The sequence below is a fragment of the Nocardia sp. CA-151230 genome (assembly GCF_050942175.1).
GTDB lineage: Bacteria > Actinomycetota > Actinomycetes > Mycobacteriales > Mycobacteriaceae > Nocardia.
In genome coordinates, this window is the sequence record NZ_CP192061.1 from 1,111,799 (window position 1) to 1,126,986 (window position 15,188).

At 68.7% G+C, this 15,188-nt stretch carries 13 protein-coding genes; 6 read left to right on the forward strand and 7 right to left on the reverse strand.

Annotated elements, in window-relative coordinates:
- Positions 1 to 309: 309 nt before the first annotated feature.
- Positions 310 to 603, reverse strand: coding sequence for a WhiB family transcriptional regulator (locus ACQP1O_RS04805; RefSeq protein ID WP_040855647.1), 294 nt, complete (start codon positions 601 to 603; stop codon positions 310 to 312).
- Between the two features lie 610 nt (positions 604 to 1,213).
- On the opposite strand from ACQP1O_RS04805, the gene ACQP1O_RS04810 reads away from it, so the two are divergent.
- The 3 genes from ACQP1O_RS04810 (at position 1,214) to ACQP1O_RS04820 (ending at position 4,051) form a co-directional block, all read left to right on the forward strand.
- A complete protein-coding gene (locus ACQP1O_RS04810) occupies positions 1,214 to 2,158 on the forward strand; it encodes a hypothetical protein (RefSeq protein WP_433564679.1) in 945 nt (314 codons plus the stop codon).
- A gap of 161 nt (positions 2,159 to 2,319) precedes the next feature.
- The gene (locus ACQP1O_RS04815) at positions 2,320 to 2,901 is read left to right on the forward strand and encodes a sigma-70 family RNA polymerase sigma factor (protein ID WP_213557917.1); all 582 of its coding nucleotides are present in this window, start codon (positions 2,320 to 2,322) and stop codon (positions 2,899 to 2,901) included.
- Positions 2,894 to 4,051, forward strand: a complete 1,158-nt coding sequence (locus ACQP1O_RS04820) for an anti-sigma-D factor RsdA (protein WP_433564680.1) — start codon at positions 2,894 to 2,896, stop codon at positions 4,049 to 4,051. Before ACQP1O_RS04815 ends, ACQP1O_RS04820 begins: the two co-directional genes overlap by 8 nt.
- A gap of 121 nt (positions 4,052 to 4,172) precedes the next feature.
- On the opposite strand, the gene ACQP1O_RS04825 is transcribed toward ACQP1O_RS04820, so the two are convergent.
- Positions 4,173 to 4,586: a DUF5319 domain-containing protein gene (locus ACQP1O_RS04825; protein ID WP_029923780.1), complete on the reverse strand. Its 414-nt coding sequence runs from the start codon at positions 4,584 to 4,586 to the stop codon at positions 4,173 to 4,175.
- A 389-nt stretch (positions 4,587 to 4,975) separates the two neighbouring features.
- On the opposite strand from ACQP1O_RS04825, the gene guaB reads away from it, so the two are divergent.
- Complete coding sequence (gene guaB, locus ACQP1O_RS04830) at positions 4,976 to 6,520, forward strand: IMP dehydrogenase (RefSeq protein ID WP_433564681.1); 1,545 nt, start codon at positions 4,976 to 4,978, stop codon at positions 6,518 to 6,520.
- Positions 6,521 to 6,692: 172 nt separating this feature from the next.
- Positions 6,693 to 7,826, forward strand: a complete 1,134-nt coding sequence (locus ACQP1O_RS04835; RefSeq protein WP_433564682.1) for a GuaB3 family IMP dehydrogenase-related protein — start codon at positions 6,693 to 6,695, stop codon at positions 7,824 to 7,826.
- A 271-nt stretch (positions 7,827 to 8,097) separates the two neighbouring features.
- Here ACQP1O_RS04835 and ACQP1O_RS04840 read toward each other — a convergent pair whose 3' ends face one another.
- Positions 8,098 to 8,922: an alpha/beta fold hydrolase gene (locus ACQP1O_RS04840; RefSeq protein ID WP_433564683.1), complete on the reverse strand. Its 825-nt coding sequence runs from the start codon at positions 8,920 to 8,922 to the stop codon at positions 8,098 to 8,100.
- Between the two features lie 449 nt (positions 8,923 to 9,371).
- Here ACQP1O_RS04840 and guaA point away from each other — a divergent pair, with 449 nt between their 5' ends.
- Positions 9,372 to 10,937 carry a glutamine-hydrolyzing GMP synthase gene (gene guaA, locus ACQP1O_RS04845; protein ID WP_433564684.1) on the forward strand — a complete coding sequence of 522 codons (1,566 nt, stop codon included), beginning with the start codon at positions 9,372 to 9,374 and terminating at the stop codon, positions 10,935 to 10,937.
- 110 nt (positions 10,938 to 11,047) lie between these two features.
- Here the strand turns inward: guaA and ACQP1O_RS04850 are convergent, their stop codons facing one another.
- The 4 genes from ACQP1O_RS04850 to ACQP1O_RS04865 form a co-directional block, all read right to left on the reverse strand.
- The gene (locus ACQP1O_RS04850) at positions 11,048 to 11,254 is read right to left on the reverse strand and encodes a hypothetical protein (protein WP_354830305.1); all 207 of its coding nucleotides are present in this window, start codon (positions 11,252 to 11,254) and stop codon (positions 11,048 to 11,050) included.
- Positions 11,247 to 13,118, reverse strand: a complete 1,872-nt coding sequence (locus ACQP1O_RS04855) for a PspC domain-containing protein (protein WP_433564685.1) — start codon at positions 13,116 to 13,118, stop codon at positions 11,247 to 11,249. Before ACQP1O_RS04855 ends, ACQP1O_RS04850 begins: the two co-directional genes overlap by 8 nt.
- Positions 13,119 to 13,234: 116 nt before the next feature.
- A complete protein-coding gene (locus tag ACQP1O_RS04860; RefSeq protein WP_433564686.1) occupies positions 13,235 to 13,828 on the reverse strand; it encodes an MspA family porin in 594 nt (197 codons plus the stop codon).
- A 225-nt stretch (positions 13,829 to 14,053) separates the two neighbouring features.
- Positions 14,054 to 15,061, reverse strand: a complete 1,008-nt coding sequence (locus ACQP1O_RS04865) for an AraC family transcriptional regulator ligand-binding domain-containing protein (protein ID WP_433564687.1) — start codon at positions 15,059 to 15,061, stop codon at positions 14,054 to 14,056.
- Between the last annotated feature and the right edge of the window lie 127 nt (positions 15,062 to 15,188).

Genomic DNA, 15,188 nt, shown 5'->3' on the forward strand with positions numbered 1-15,188 from the left:
TCCGTTCTGTGTCATCGGCCACGAGGGTAGCGTGCCGCTATAACCTCCTCTCGCGTGGGGGTATCGGCAAAGAGACTGTGGCAGAGTGGCTTTCCAGTTGCACCGAAACGTCGCATACATGACATTCGAGACATGACGTGACGTCGGTCGTCGCCGACCCTCTCGAGCGGTGCCGGGTGTTTGCTAGACATTCGGCACGCCATCGCTGTCGGATGGGAGGAATCTCGAGCCCGCCCGGTCGCCGGCCCTCGGCGACACCGCTGGTGAACACCGGTCACGCGAGTTTGCCCGGAGCGCAGAACGGGTCGGTCAGGCGACGATGCGACGGCGGTTGCGGCGGGCGTGTAGCTCACGCTCGGTCTCGGACATGCCGCCCCAGATGCCGTAGGGCTCGCTGACCTTCAGCGCGTGCGACCGGCACTGCAGCAGCACCGGGCAGGACTTGCAGATCTCCTTGGCGCGTAGCTCGCGCTGGGCCCGGGCGCGGCCGCGTTCGCCGTCCGGGTGGAAGAACACCGCGGAGTCCTGACCGCGGCAGGATCCGCGCATCTGCCAATCCCAGACATCGGCGTTCGGACCTGGGAGGTGGGTCGGCATAGGCATGGTGAACTCCTCATGGTGCGAGCTCGTCGGCATTGTCGAGCGGTGCTGGTGGCAAACAGGTGGCCGCATCGCCGTGGCCCGGCGATCGCACTTCGTCGGCTCCGCAATTCGACACGACGCCAACGACGGCGATGACGTACGTTAGGTCGGACAACGAATTCGAGTCAATAGCTTCATTCGACTCGAGCCGAATACGTGCACATTAGAGAATTAACATCCCAGCTATTTACAAGACCGCCTACCTGTGGTGATACTGATCGGTTGCCCAGCACCGTGACCAGCCTGTGATAGCCCATCCGACTGGTAGAAACGCCTGGTAGCAGCAGCTTTTCGAGGGTCGAAACCTGTCACTCGATCTATGCAACAGTCTCGATCAGAGTGATCTCAGCCATTGGACATCTCGCGCTGAGTAGGGTAGAGATGGCCGATTCGCGGCCGTCAGGTTAATAGCGCGAAACGCTATACGAATTCCTTACGGGCGTGCTGGGCGATAGCGAGAACAGATTTACGGAGTGGAAACACATAGGCGCATGTGAATGCTGATCGATAGCTGAGGGGCTGTGGTATGGCGGCTGCCCTCACTTGCCCCGGCACTGGTTACAGTGCGGCTGTGCCTGTGCTCGAAGTGAACTCCGAACTCGCCGACGCCGCTTTCGGCGCCACGCCAGAACGCGCTGCCACCGGGTTGCCCGCTGCCGCCGACGCCACCGGATCCTGGTTGCGAGCAGTCTCGCTCAGTGGGATCGGACACTACGCCGCCGCGCGCGCAGAGCTCGGCCGCGCCCGCCGCACCACCACCGATCCCGCGCTGCTGTCGCTCACCCACAGCACCGAGGCCTCGTTGCTGCGCCAGCTCGGCTGGCACGGCGACGCCGCCGTCGCCGACGGCCGCGCGGCCGCCCTCGCCCTGCCCCCCGTCGCCGGCGATCTTGCTCCCGCGGTCGCGCCCGCCGCGACCCCGGCGGAAATCAGGCGCGCCGAAGCGGTTTGCGATGCGTTGACCGGACTCGCCGCCGATGCTCTCGGCACCCTCCGCCCGGCGCTTGCCGCCCGGCTGCTGGATCGTTGCCGCAAACACCTCGACGTTCATCTGACCGATGCCGCGAGTGCGTGGCGCCCGCGTGTCCGCCTGCACTGGGTGGCTGCCGAGACGGCGCTGTCGGCCCCCGGCTCCGGTTTGATCTCCCTCCCCGCGGCCGACCTCGCGGCCGGCGGTCGCCCGGCTCCTGCGGATCCCGCCCTGGCCCACGCCGAGGCCGCCCTCGCCCTGGCGGAAAACTCGCCGTCGCTGCGGCATCGAGTGAAATCCCGGCTACTTCTGGCCGCCGCCAGCGCCGCCGCGGGCGACCTCGACCGATCCCGGGCTCTCGCAACCGAAGTCGATCGCGCCTGCGCCGAACACGAGCTGCTGCCGCTGCGCTGGGCCTGCGCCATGCTCCGCTCCGGCGTCGAACCCGGAGGCGACGGCGCGATCGTGGCCGCCGAGTGTGCACGGTTGCTGGACACTCGCGGTGGGCGATTGCGTTCGGCCAGGGGCCTTCTCGGCCATCCCTGAGTGCCCCCCGGGACTTCCCTGAGTCGTCCCCGAGAAGGACCCCGTAACGGCTGGCATGAATGCGTCAGCCGCTATTGTTGGACCGTTCCGCCCCCCTCGGCGGAAGCACCGGCTCTCCTGCCGCCGTGCCACTCTCGAAAACGCCAGGAACAGCTCTGACGATGAACAACACGGGTGAGGAGTTGGATCCCGCAGTCGTCGCTGCCGCAGCGCAGGGCGACCGGGCGGCCCTTTCCCAGGTACTGGTGAGCATCCGCCCCCTCGTGGTGCGGTATTGCCGTGCGCGCATCGGATCGGCCGAACGTGGCCAGCTCTCCGCTGACGACGTCGCGCAGGAGGTTTGTCTGGCCGTCATGACCGCCCTCCCCAGGTACCAGGATCAGGGTCGGCCGTTCATGGCATTCGTCTACGGCATCGCCTCGCACAAGGTCGCAGACGCCCACAGAAATTCCGCCCGTAACAAGGCGGACGCCATGGCCGAAGTACCGGATGTCATATCCACCGACCAGGGACCGGAGCAGCGAGCTCTCGAATCCGAAACGAGCCGGCAGATGAACGCTCTGCTGGCGACCTTGCCGGAAAAGCATCGAGAAATCCTGATCCTTCGCCTGGTCATGGGTCTGTCGGCTGAAGAAACTGCAGTCGCCGTGGGCAGTACGGCGGGTGCTATACGAGTCGCCCAGCACCGGGCACTCGCGAAACTCAAGTCTCAAGTGGCGAGGGCAGGTGAAATGTATGGCTAGGGATGGCGAGCGCGGTCGGGGCGACTGGAAGGCGCAACCTGGATCGCAGAACAGCGGTCCCTACGCCGAGGCGTCCGGTGATACCGGGCCGGTGGACATTGCCGCGGTGCGACGCGACGATGCACTGATCGACGCCATCTCCGGCGATGGACCCGTGCAGACGGGTACCTCGGAGGAGTATCAGCTCGCCGCCTTGCTGGCGGACTGGCGCGCGGAGATCGTGGCCGAGCCGTTGCCGGCCGGACCGGACCTGGATGCCATTGTCGCCGCGGTCAACCAGGAGATCGGCGCACGGCAGGCCAGAATCGGCGCGTCGAATCGCGGCCGACTCAGGCTTGTCCGGCCCATCCTGGGTGCGGCGGCGGCTATGGCACTCGTCATCGGCGGTCTGACGGCGTTCTCGTACAACGCGAGTCCCGGTGATCCGCTCTGGCGGGTCAAGGAGGTCGTGTTCAGCGAACAGGCCCAATCGACGGTTGTCTCGCGGGCGGACAGTGATCTGGCGCAGGCGCAGCAGCTCATCGCGCAGGGCAAGGCCGACGAGGCCAAGCCGCTGATGGAGCGTGCCGCCGACAATGCCTCCCAGGTCAACGACTCCGGCAAGAAGGACAACCTGACCGACCGCTGGCAGCAGCTGTACACGGTGCTGCAGCAGAAGGCGCCCGAGGTGGCCAGCTCGCTGGCGTCGCTCGCCCCGACCAGCAGCACCACCAAGGTGCCGGTCGTGACGACCACGCCGAATGAGCCGGTGCCGCCGGTGAATCCGCCGACCAAGACGGAAGGCAACCCGTCGACGACCATCGATTCGCGGGGGCTCGAAACCGCGCCGAGCCCGAATCCGGGCACCGGAGGCGGAGTTTCGACGGTGCCGACCGTTCCGCAGGTGACCACCCTGCCGTCTGTCCCGCAGGAATCCGAGCCGCCGGTGGTGCCGCCGACCGGTGGCGGCGGGAACTCGACGTCGGCCGCGGTTCCGACCGGAGGCAATACCGGAGGTAGTACCGGTGGCGGTACGACGGGTGGTGGCCTGCAGCCGACGCCGCAGCCGCCGGTCGAAAAGCCGTCCCCCGTCGCGCCTATCCCGTCCACGATCGTCCTGCCGACCGGCGGCGGCCTGCTGCCGCCGGCTCCGGTGCCGGGGACGCACTAGCACACCCGCTTCACCCGATCGTCGTGCGCCGATCGGGTTTTCACGTCAGCGGGGCGGAACGACCTTCGCGGGACATGCGAAAAGGGCCTGCATCCTTGGGATGCAGGCCCTTTTCGATGAATCAGACGTCGAACCCGTCGAATCCGTCGCCGTGCAGTGCCTCGTTCATGGAAGCGTCCGCGTAACCGCGGCAGTAGTCCCAGGTGACGTAGGCCTCGGGCGTCGGATCGTAGGCGGGCTCGTGCGGTCGCACCGTCCCGTCCACCAGTAGCTGGAGGAGGTTGGCGCGCAACATGTCCCAGTCGTGGTAATGATCCTGCCGGCAGTCCTCGCAGCTGACCACGAGACCGCGGATGCCGCGGTGGGCCAGCAGCGCCTCGTAGACCGCGAGATCGGCGAGATCCTCTTCGACCGCTAGGCGCTCGTGAGGATCCAGCGGCTCCCCCGGCTCGATGGCATCGAGCGCGGCCGACGGGTCGGAGGGGTCTCCGGCGAACGGATCCGGCGGCAAGCCAGGTGGTAGATGGTCACGCACAGTCCCACGGTACGCAGAACCACCCCATGTGCGCCAGCGCTGAAGGGGATTTGCCCTCACTTCGCTGGTGGTGCGGCGCACAGTGCGCTCCCGGTGTGGCGCGCAGTGTTGTCCTGGGCAGGCACGGTGGTTGTCCTGGGCAGGTGCAGTGATGTCGTGGCAGCCGACACAGTAATGGCACGGCCGACAAACCGCAGCGGATGTGGCTGTCGATACGGCGCTGTCAGGCCCACTGACGCGGGGTCGGGCGGGGTGCGGCGTGGAATTGTCGAGCCGATACCATGGTTGACCAAAGGCCGGGTAGCAAACGCCGGCATTGCCGTTCATCCACGCGTTCACCGGTGCCCGGTCCGGTGGATGTTGCCGAGGTCCAGGAGGGGTCGATCCGAATGAGCAGTCCCGTGACGGGCGAACGAAACGCTGGCCGCCCCCATACGGGCGGCGATGATCCCGACAAGATCGCCATGCTCGGTCTCACCTTCGACGATGTGCTGTTGTTGCCGGCGGCCTCGGATCTGATTCCGAGCTCCGTCGACACCTCGAGCAATCTGACGCGTGAGATCTCGCTGCGCACCCCACTGGTGAGTTCGGCGATGGACACCGTCACCGAGGCGCGCATGGCCATCGCCATGGCGCGCGCGGGCGGTATGGGTGTGCTGCACCGCAATCTGTCGGTGGAGGCGCAGGCCGCGCAGGCCGAGACGGTGAAGCGGTCCGAGGCGGGCATGGTGACCGATCCGGTGACCTGTCGCCCCGATGACACGCTGGCCGAGGTCGACGCGATGTGCGCCCGCTTCCGCATCTCCGGTCTGCCGGTGGTGGACGAGCGCGGCATGCTGGTCGGCATCATCACCAACCGCGATATGCGGTTCGAGGTCGATCAGGACCGCAAGGTCGCCGAGGTGATGACCAAGGCGCCGCTGATCACCGCCCAGGAGGGCGTCACCGCCGAGGCCGCGCTGGGTCTGCTGCGCCGCCACAAGATCGAGAAGCTCCCGATCGTGGACGGCAGCGGCAAGCTGCGCGGCCTGATCACGGTCAAGGACTTCGTCAAGACCGAGCAGTACCCGAACGCCACCAAGGACCGTGACGGCCGCCTGCTGGTCGGCGCCGCGGTCGGTGTCGGCGAGGACGCCTGGGTCCGGGCCATGACGCTGGCCGAGGTCGGCGTGGACGTGCTGGTGGTCGACACCGCGCACGGTCACCAGTCGGGCGTGCTGCAGATGGTCTCCAAGGTCAAGGCCGAGGTCGGCGACCGGGTGCAGATCGTCGGCGGCAATGTCGCGACCCGCGCGGGCGCCCTGGCGCTGGTCGAGGCGGGCGTGGACGCGGTGAAGGTGGGTGTGGGCCCCGGCTCCATCTGCACCACCCGCGTGGTCGCCGGTGTCGGCGCGCCGCAGATCACCGCGATCCTGGAGGCCGTGGCGGCGTGCAAGCCGCACGGTGTGCCGGTCATCGCCGACGGTGGTGTGCAGTACTCCGGTGACATCGCCAAGGCCATAGCGGCCGGCGCCTCGACCGTCATGCTCGGTTCGCTGCTGGCCGGTACCGCCGAGTCCCCCGGCGAGCTGATCCTGGTGGGCGGCAAGCAGTTCAAGAGCTACCGCGGTATGGGTTCGCTGGGCGCCATGCAGGGTCGAGGCGAGGCCAAGTCGTACTCCAAGGACCGCTACTTCCAGGACGACGTGCTCTCGGAGAAGAAGCTGGTGCCCGAGGGCATCGAGGGCCGGGTGCCGTTCCGCGGCCCGCTGGATCAGGTCATCCACCAGCTGGTGGGCGGTCTGCGCGCGGCCATGGGCTACACCGGTTCGCAGAGCATCACCGATCTGCAGGCGGCGCAGTTCGTGCAGATCACGGCGGCGGGCCTGAAGGAGTCGCACCCGCACGACATCACCATGACCGTCGAGGCTCCCAACTACACCACCCGTTCGTAGCCGGACCGAACCGGCAAAATACGTACGCCCACAAGGTTCGCGGCGCGTCTCGTTCTGGACTGACGGAGCGGGGGGCGAAGCGGAGGAGCGGAGGAGGGAAGAACGAGACTTCCAGCGCCGCGAACCCGCCCGGAGCGAAGCGGAGGGCAAATTACACACAGGAGGACTGACGATGCGCGATATGGTCGAGATCGGCATGGGCCGGACCGCCCGGCGCACCTACGAACTGGACGATATCGACATCGTTCCGTCCCGTCGGACCCGCTCGTCCAAGCAGGTGTCGCTGTCCTGGCAGCTGGACGCCTACCGCTTCGAGATCCCGTTCCTGGCGCATCCCACCGACGCGCTGGTGTCGCCGGAGTTCGCCATCGAACTGGGCAGGGCCGGCGGCCTGGGCGTCATCAACGGTGAGGGCCTGTGGGCCCGGCACGCCGATGTGGCCGCCAAGATCCAGCAGCTGACCGAGGTCGGCGAGAAGCAGGGCACCGAGGCCGCGGTGGCGCTGCTGCAGGAGCTGCACGCCGCCCCGATGCAGCCCGATCTGCTGGCCGCCGCGGTCGCGCAGGTGCGCGCGGCCGGTGTCACCACCGCGGTGCGGGTGAGCCCGCAGAACGCGCGGGCACTGACCCCGGGGCTGGTGCAGGCGGGCATCGACCTGCTGGTGGTGCACGGCACCATCATCTCGGCGGAGCATGTGGGCGACGGTGAGCCGTTGAACATGAAGACCTTCATCGCCGAGCTGGATGTGCCGGTGGTGGCGGGCGGCGTGTCCGATCACCGCACCGCGCTGCACCTGATGCGCACCGGCGCGGCGGGCGTCATCGTCGGCTACGGCTCCATGCAGGGCGCCACCACCACCGGTGAGGTGCTCGGCATCGGGGTGCCGATGGCCACCGCCATCGCCGACGCCGCGGCCGCGCGTCGCGACTACCTGGACGAGACGGGTGGGCGCTACGTGCACGTCATCGCCGACGGCGAGACGCTGACCTCGGGCCACATCGCCAAGGCGATCGCCTGTGGCGCGGACGCGGTCATGCTGGGCGTGCCGCTGGCCATGGCCCGGGAGACCCCGGGCAACGGCTGGTACTGGCCGTCGGCCGCCGCGCACCCGTCGGTGCCGCGCGGCGCGGTGCTGCCGTATGCCGTCGAAGAGGAGCGCGTCCCGCTGGACCAGGTCCTCAACGGCCCCTCGAACGACCCGTTCGGTTCGCTGAATCTGGTTGGCGGCCTGCGTCGTTCGATGGCGAAGACCGGCTACAGCGACCTCAAGGAATTCCAAAAGGTCGGTTTGAACGTCCGCGCCTGACCGGAGACTCCATCCTCGCGCCCTTGTGCATTCACCCGAATGTGCAAGGGCGCTAACTGTATCCGACGTCCGCGCTACCGGTTGACTTCGGCCGCTGTCGAAGTCTTGGAGCGGTCGTCTCCTCCGCCTCCCCGTGCCTTCAACGCCCGGCTCGGGGGAGCCGTCGGCGGTCGTACACGCGTGCCGGCGGTCGGGTGCCGAAACGACTGTGGACGTACCCGACGAGTTACCCGGACCGGTACGAAATCAGTTGTCACCTTTGCGAACGGAGTCAACGGCTCCCGAACTGGGCGCTGAAGGCGCGGGGCGGCGGGGGAGTCAAGTCGCGGAGGAATTCTCGGACCGCGGTGTTGACGGCCACGGGGTGGGTCATGTTCACCGTTTGGCGGGCGCCCTCGATTTCGAGGTAGTGGGCATTGGGGAGGCGGTCGGCGAGTTCGCGGGCGTGGGAGCGGGGGACGCCGGAGCGGGTGGGGTGGATGACCAAAGTGGGGCAGGTGATTTCGGATAGTCGGTCCAGGACCGAGTCGCGGCCCAGCAGGGCGCCGGCGGCCACCTCGGTGGCATTGGGGTCGCGGGCGAGCCAGCGTTTCACCCAGACGGCGCGGTACCAGTCGTCGTCGCCGATGAGCCAGCGGGCGAGGTATTCGGCGAGGGCGGGGCGGGGGCCGTCTTCATACCATTTGTCGAGAAACCTACGGGCATTGGTGAGTTCGGCCGGGGTGGGTTCGTGCGCCTCGCTGGAGAGCAGGACGAGGGCGGCGACGCGGCCGGGGGCCAGCAGTGCCGTGCGCAGGGCGATGAAGCCGCCCTGCGAAATCCCGCCCACCACGGCACGTTCCGCGCCGAGTTGATCCAGTACGGTCAGCGCGTCCCGGGCGGAGGTCCAGTACGTGAACGGCAGCCCCTCATCACGGGTGCGGCCGTGCCCGCGCGCATCCCAGGTCACGATCCGGAACTCGGGTGTCAGCGCCGCCTGTTGCGACGCGAACATCGTTCGGTCCATGAGGAATTCGTGCCCCAACAGCACCACCGGGCCTCCGCCCCCGCTGTCCTCGTAGTGGATCTCGGCATCGATCGCACGGGCGAATGGCACGAGGTAGAGGATAGCCAGCACCGGTGACAATCCGGCGAGCTTTCTTGCTCACCGCGACGCTCGGCGCCGCGGGTCGGCCGTGTCACGATGCGACGGGCCGAGATTCGAGAGGAATGGGCCGGAAGTCCCTATCGGTGACCCACTCGACGCGAATACCGTCCCGATGCCACCACTTCCGGGCCGGGCGGGCCGCCGCTTCCGAGGCCGCGGCGCACCTCGGCCCGGGGTGGAGGTCCATCCCGCCTCCCCGAGACTTCAGCGGGCGGCTCGGTGCCGTTGACTGCCACGCACCCGTGCCGGCGGTCGGGCGCCGAACCGAATTCGGACGTACCCGGTGAGTTACCCGCATCTCACAAGATCAGTTGACACCTACCGATCCGCAGGTATACCCGGCGGATACCGAAGGCCGGGGAGGCGTGGTCAATGTGATGTGTATCGCTCACTAGACTGTGGCCGTGGCAGAAACCCAGCGACCAGTCCTTGTCGTCGACTTCGGCGCGCAGTACGCGCAGTTGATCGCGCGCCGGGTGCGCGAAGCGAGCGTGTATTCCGAGGTGGTTCCGCACACGATCACCGTGGAGGAGATCGCGGAGAAGAACCCCCTCGCGGTGATTCTCTCCGGCGGGCCGAGCAGCGTGTACGCCGAGGGCGCGCCGCAGCTGGATGCGCGGCTGTTCGATCTGGAGCTGCCGGTCTTCGGTATCTGCTACGGATTCCAGGCCATGGCCCAGGCGCTCGGCGGGACGGTAGCGCACACCGGGACTCGCGAGTACGGGCGCACCGAGCTGAGCGTGGACGGCGGCATCCTGCACGGCGGCCTGCCGACCCGGCAGCCGGTGTGGATGAGCCACGGTGACGCCGTCACCGATGCCCCCGCCGGGTTCGAGGTGACCGCGACCTCCGCGGGCGCACCGGTCGCCGCGTTCGAGGATCGGGCGCGCAAGCTGGCGGGTGTGCAGTACCACCCGGAGGTGCTGCACTCGCCGCACGGCCAGCAGGTGCTGAGCCGGTTCCTGCACGAGATCGCCGAGATCCCGGGCGCGTGGACGCCCGCCAATATCGCCGACGCGCTGATCGCCCAGGTGCAGGAGCAGGTCGGGGACGGCCACGCCATCTGCGGTCTGTCCGGCGGTGTGGATTCCGCGGTGGCGGCGGCGCTGGTGCAGCGGGCCATCGGTGATCGTCTCACCTGTGTGTTCGTCGATCACGGTCTGCTGCGGGCGGGTGAGCGTGAGCAGGTGCAGCGTGATTTCGTCGCCGCGACCGGGGCCAAGCTGGTCACCGTCGACGCGGTGGAGAAGTTCCTGGGTGAGCTGAAGGGCGTCACCGACCCCGAGGAGAAGCGCAAGATCATCGGCCGGGAGTTCATCCGGTCGTTCGAGGACGCGGTCTCCGAGGTGGTCGGCGAGCAGGGCGAGACCAAGGTCGAGTTCCTGGTCCAGGGCACGCTGTACCCGGACGTCGTGGAGTCCGGCGGCGGTGCGGGCACCGCGAACATCAAGAGCCACCACAATGTCGGCGGTCTGCCGGACGATCTGGAGTTCGCGCTCGTCGAGCCGCTGCGGCTGCTGTTCAAGGACGAGGTGCGCGCGGTCGGCCGCGAGCTGGGCCTGCCGGAGGAAATCGTTGCGCGCCAGCCGTTCCCGGGTCCGGGTCTGGCCATCCGCATCATCGGCGAGGTGACCCACGACCGGCTGGAGCTGCTGCGCCAGGCGGATGCCATTGCGCGCGAGGAGCTTACGGCCGCCGGTCTGGACAAGTCGATCTGGCAGTGCCCGGTGGTGTTGCTGGCCGATGTCCGCAGTGTCGGCGTGCAGGGTGACGGCCGCACCTACGGCCACCCGATCGTGCTGCGCCCGGTCTCCAGCGAGGACGCCATGACGGCCGACTGGACCCGCCTGCCCTACGAGGTGCTGGAGCGCATCTCCACCCGCATCACCAATGAGGTGGCGGAGGTCAACCGCGTGGTGCTCGACGTGACGAGCAAGCCGCCGGGGACCATCGAGTGGGAGTGAAATGAAAGGCCCCGCACCTCGAAAGGTGCGGGGCCTTTCCTTCTCGGAGGGCAGTCCGGGAAGGAGGGTGCGCTACCCCGGCGAGGGGAAGGGGCAGCGCGGTCGGCTCGCTAGTCTCGGTTCTTCCTCGGGGTGAGAACCAGGACGATACCGACGACAATGGCGGCAATTACCACGATCCAGCCCAGGGACAGTCCGCCGGAGACGGGCCAGAAGTGGGGGCCGACGAAGGCCCACACGCTCACGCCCAGGCCCAGCAGGCCGGCCAGCAGGAGTCCGAACGAGGGACGACGGTTCTTGTTCTGGTTCTCAGCCACGGTTCACCTCCGCATTTCCCATCTGCACATCGACGGTCAGGTTCAGGACGGGACCCGTTGCCGGGCCGGACATTCCGCTCAGGCAATTCGAATCGCCCATGCGGACAGTGCATGTCGTATTGACGCGCAGGTTGGGCGGTAGCACCACGCGGGCGTCGCCCATGCGTACCTTCACCGCGACGTCGCGGTCCTCGGTCAGCTGCAGCCTGCTCAGGTCGAGCGTGCCCGAACCCATGCTGACGTGGTACTCGGGCAGGAGCTCGGAAGCCGTTGCGGCGGTCCACCGATGGTCGCCCATCGTGCCCTGATCGAACTCGATGGGACCCACCAGCGAGGCCAGGATGACGAATCCGGCCAGCGGGGCGAGGAGCACCATGAGGCCGTGGCCGCGGCGCAGGAACGCGCCGATGATCAGCCCGAGCGCGATCACCGCGAGGGCCGCCGCCCCGATCCGGGCCGGGGTCATCCAGTCCACGCCCGAGGCGGCCACGGAACCCGCTGCGGCGGCGGCCAGGATCGCGAGGCCGATGGTGACCGCGGTCAGCCGGGAGCGCGGGCGGCGCGGGGGCGCCTGCACGGCGGTCTGCTGTAGCGGCATGCCCGGCTCGGGGAGCTCCCAGGCCAGCGGGGCCACGCCGAGCGGATCCCAGCCCGGCGGGGTGGGCCCGAAGTCGGGCGAGATGGGCGCGGGCCCGAATCCGGCCCGGGGGCGATCGGCGGCCGGCGGAATACGATGCAGCGCACGGGGTTCCCCGACCTCGGGGATGGCCGGCGTCTCGTTTCCGCCGGTGTCGCCGTCGTCCGGTGCGGGGCTGCTCGGCGCAGACGGGGTCGGGGCTCCGGACTTGCTCATATCGACCGGTGCCGCCGGACCTGCGCTGCCGGGCTGGCCGGAATCCGCCGCTCGGCTCCCGGCGGACGCGCCCTGATCCGGGGTCCCGGTCCGGGCGGCGTCGGTCGGCTCACCGGAAGTGCCTGGGCCCGAGGGAGATCCGGACTTCCGTATCACCGCGGTGTCGGCCACGGCGGATGCCGGGGCGTAGCGAGTGTCGAGCACTTCGGTTACCGCGGCGTCCGGAAGGTGCTGCGGGGTAGGTGATTCCGGGTGCAGGACGGCGGTGCCGGCATCGGGCGGGTTGGCGCGGAGTACCGCAGTGTCGGCGTCGCCGCTCGGGGAGGGGTGCTGTTCCGTGCCGGGCTGCGACATGGGCTGGGCGGCAGCGGATTCCGGCGCGGGCGGCTGGTTCGGGTCGGGCTCGTAGTGGTCCGGGAGGGTGGTGTACGGGCCGTAGGTCTGGAAGGTGACGGCGTTCGCGCCCGGGTAACCGGTCCAATACGGGTTGGTGGTGCCGGGGTAGCCGGTGTTGAGGAGGCTGTCGGCGGCCGTCTGGTCGAAATAGGCGGCGGGCGGCTGGGTTTGGCGCTGGTAGAGCAGCCACCAGCCGGCCAGCATGAGCGCGAAGCTGATGACGCCGGACCCGCCGAGCCCGACGCCGACGGGTCCCATCGTGCTCACGGCGATCCCCAACGCCACCATGAGCACGATGGTCCGGGACGAGTTCTGCGAGGACTGGCCGCGGCCGAACAGCGATTCCGCCGGCGAGGACTGGTCGCCCGCCTGCGGGAGCAGCAGCCAGCCGAGCAGGTACAGCACGATGCCCGCGCCGCCGAACAGTGCCGACACCACGAACGCCACCCGCACCAGGACGGGGTCCACGTTGTAGCGGCGACCGAAGCCGACGGCCACGCCCGCGAGCGGTCCGTCTTTCGGGAAGCGCATCGGCCGGGTCTGCCACAGATCGTGAAGCTGATCGGAGAAGCCGGTACGCCCGGCGCTCTTGGACCAGTCGCTCGTTCTCGTCATGGCTTCCATCGTGCTGTTCGGTGTTGTCCGGGCGCATCGGGGATCACCCTGAATGGGTACCTGAACTTCGGCCCGGAGCCGTGCCCTACCGGCGGCGATGGGCTCGGACCCGGGCCCTACAGGGTGATGGGGTCGCCGTACACCGCGCCGCTGCCGCCGTCGGGTCCGGAGTCGGCGCTGATGAGCGTGTAGGGCCGGATGGTGAGTGGTCCGCCGCAGCCGCCGACCATGAGGTGGAAGTCCTGGATCAGCAGTGTCCCGGTGCCGCCGTTGCCCGGCAGGTCCTTCTCCCCGGCGACCACGTCGGCGATCTTGCCCGGGGCGATGGAGATGTCGACGCCGACGCCGCCGGTGACCGTGGGCCCGACGCTGAGGTCGACGCCGGCGTGCGGGCCGAGCGAGGTGTCGAGCCCGGCAGTGGCGGTGACGGCGGGATCGAGGTCGAGTTCCGGGTCGATGTGCAGCTTGGCGTCGATGTCCGCCTGGCAGGCCACGTAGTACCCGGTCTTCAGGTGTCCGGCGCCTCCGGCGGGCACGGTCCCGTAGGAAGTGCTGTCCAGGAACACTTCTCGGTTGGTCGGCATGCCGTTCAAGGGCGCGATCGGCCGGGCGTCCAGGTCCCGCTGTCCGACGGTGAACGCGAATCCGCTTGCCGTCGAATAGGTTTTCTCGTGCGGCGCGTAGGCCGCGCACGCGTGTGCTGTGATCATTGCGTATCCGACGGCTGCCGCGACAGTCGTCAGTACCCGTGCGCCCTGCATTGTTCTCCCCGCGATCCTGCCCAAATCTGCGGCACGCTGCGCGGGCCGTTGTCGATGATCAGCGGCGAATCTCCATGAGCACTGCGGGTTTCCTGGGAGTCGGCTGTGGGGATCAGTGGCAGGGCGGGCGGTAGGGGGCTGTACGTAAGGTGAGGCGGATCGGAGGCGCGGTTGTCAGCTTGCCTGCTGCTCGACCGTGCCGGAGTCCCAGCGGCGAGCCGCGCGGCGCAGTGCGCGCACATCGGAATAGCCGAGACGGCGGGCCAGCGACGACTTGGTGGTGGTCTCGGCGGCCTGCCGGGCCACCGTCTGCCGGGCGTGGTCCAGTTCACGCCGCCAGGTCGTGCCGGACTCGGCCAGATGGCGCTGCAGGGTTCGCGGGCTCACCGTCAGGCATCGCGCCACGGCGTTCAGCGAGACATCGTCCCCACCGAGCATCTCCCGCAGCGCCCGCTGCACCTGCTCCGGCCAGGAGGGCTTGTCGAGCATCGGGGCCGACAGCGACTCCGCGTGCCCACGAACGATTTCCGCGAGTACCGGATCGGCGGTGCGCAGCGGCAACGCCAGATCGCCGGCCCGCAGCGTCACGCTGTCGAACGGCGCGTCGAAGTCGATGGCCGCCGTACCGAAGGCATCGACGAACGCTCCCATGGCCCGAGGTGGTTTCTGTCGCAGGGTGATTCGGGTCGGCGTGATCGATGCCCCGCTGGCGTGCCGGATGCGAGCCAGCGTGCTGGCGTAGGCGGCCTGGATGGTCAGATCGGCACCGCGCCCATCGCCGTCGATCATCTCCAGCACCATGGTGTGCTCGCTGTCGCTCGTGTCCCAAGCCGAGCTGTAGTGGTGATTGGTGGTGGCCATCAGCGCGCCGCTGCGCCGCACCGCGGCGAGCCCTTCGGCGACGGTGGCGGCCGTGCTGAACAGGTAGTCGAAGATGCCGAATCGGCCGATCCGGTACGTCGAGGCGATCCGCAACCCGACTTCCGGTGCGTCCTGGCGGAATTCGGCGCGCTCCCACAGCCGCAGGTAGGCGCGGCTGGACACCATGCCGTGCTCGGTGGTCAGCACCGACTGCGGCAGCCCGGCGTCACGCAGCAGCATGTGCGTGTCGACTCCTTCGCCGGCCGTGTTCAGTACGCATCGGGCCAATACTGCGCTATAGGCGGGCACCGAATCGAACACATGGTCATCGTAAGCGCTGACCGGAATCGGACGCTCAGGTCACGCTCTCGGCGAAATCGGTGGTGGATCGCCTTCGCGGTGGTGGCCGGTCGAGGATGACGCGTTCGGTTCCCTGCCTGACATGAAC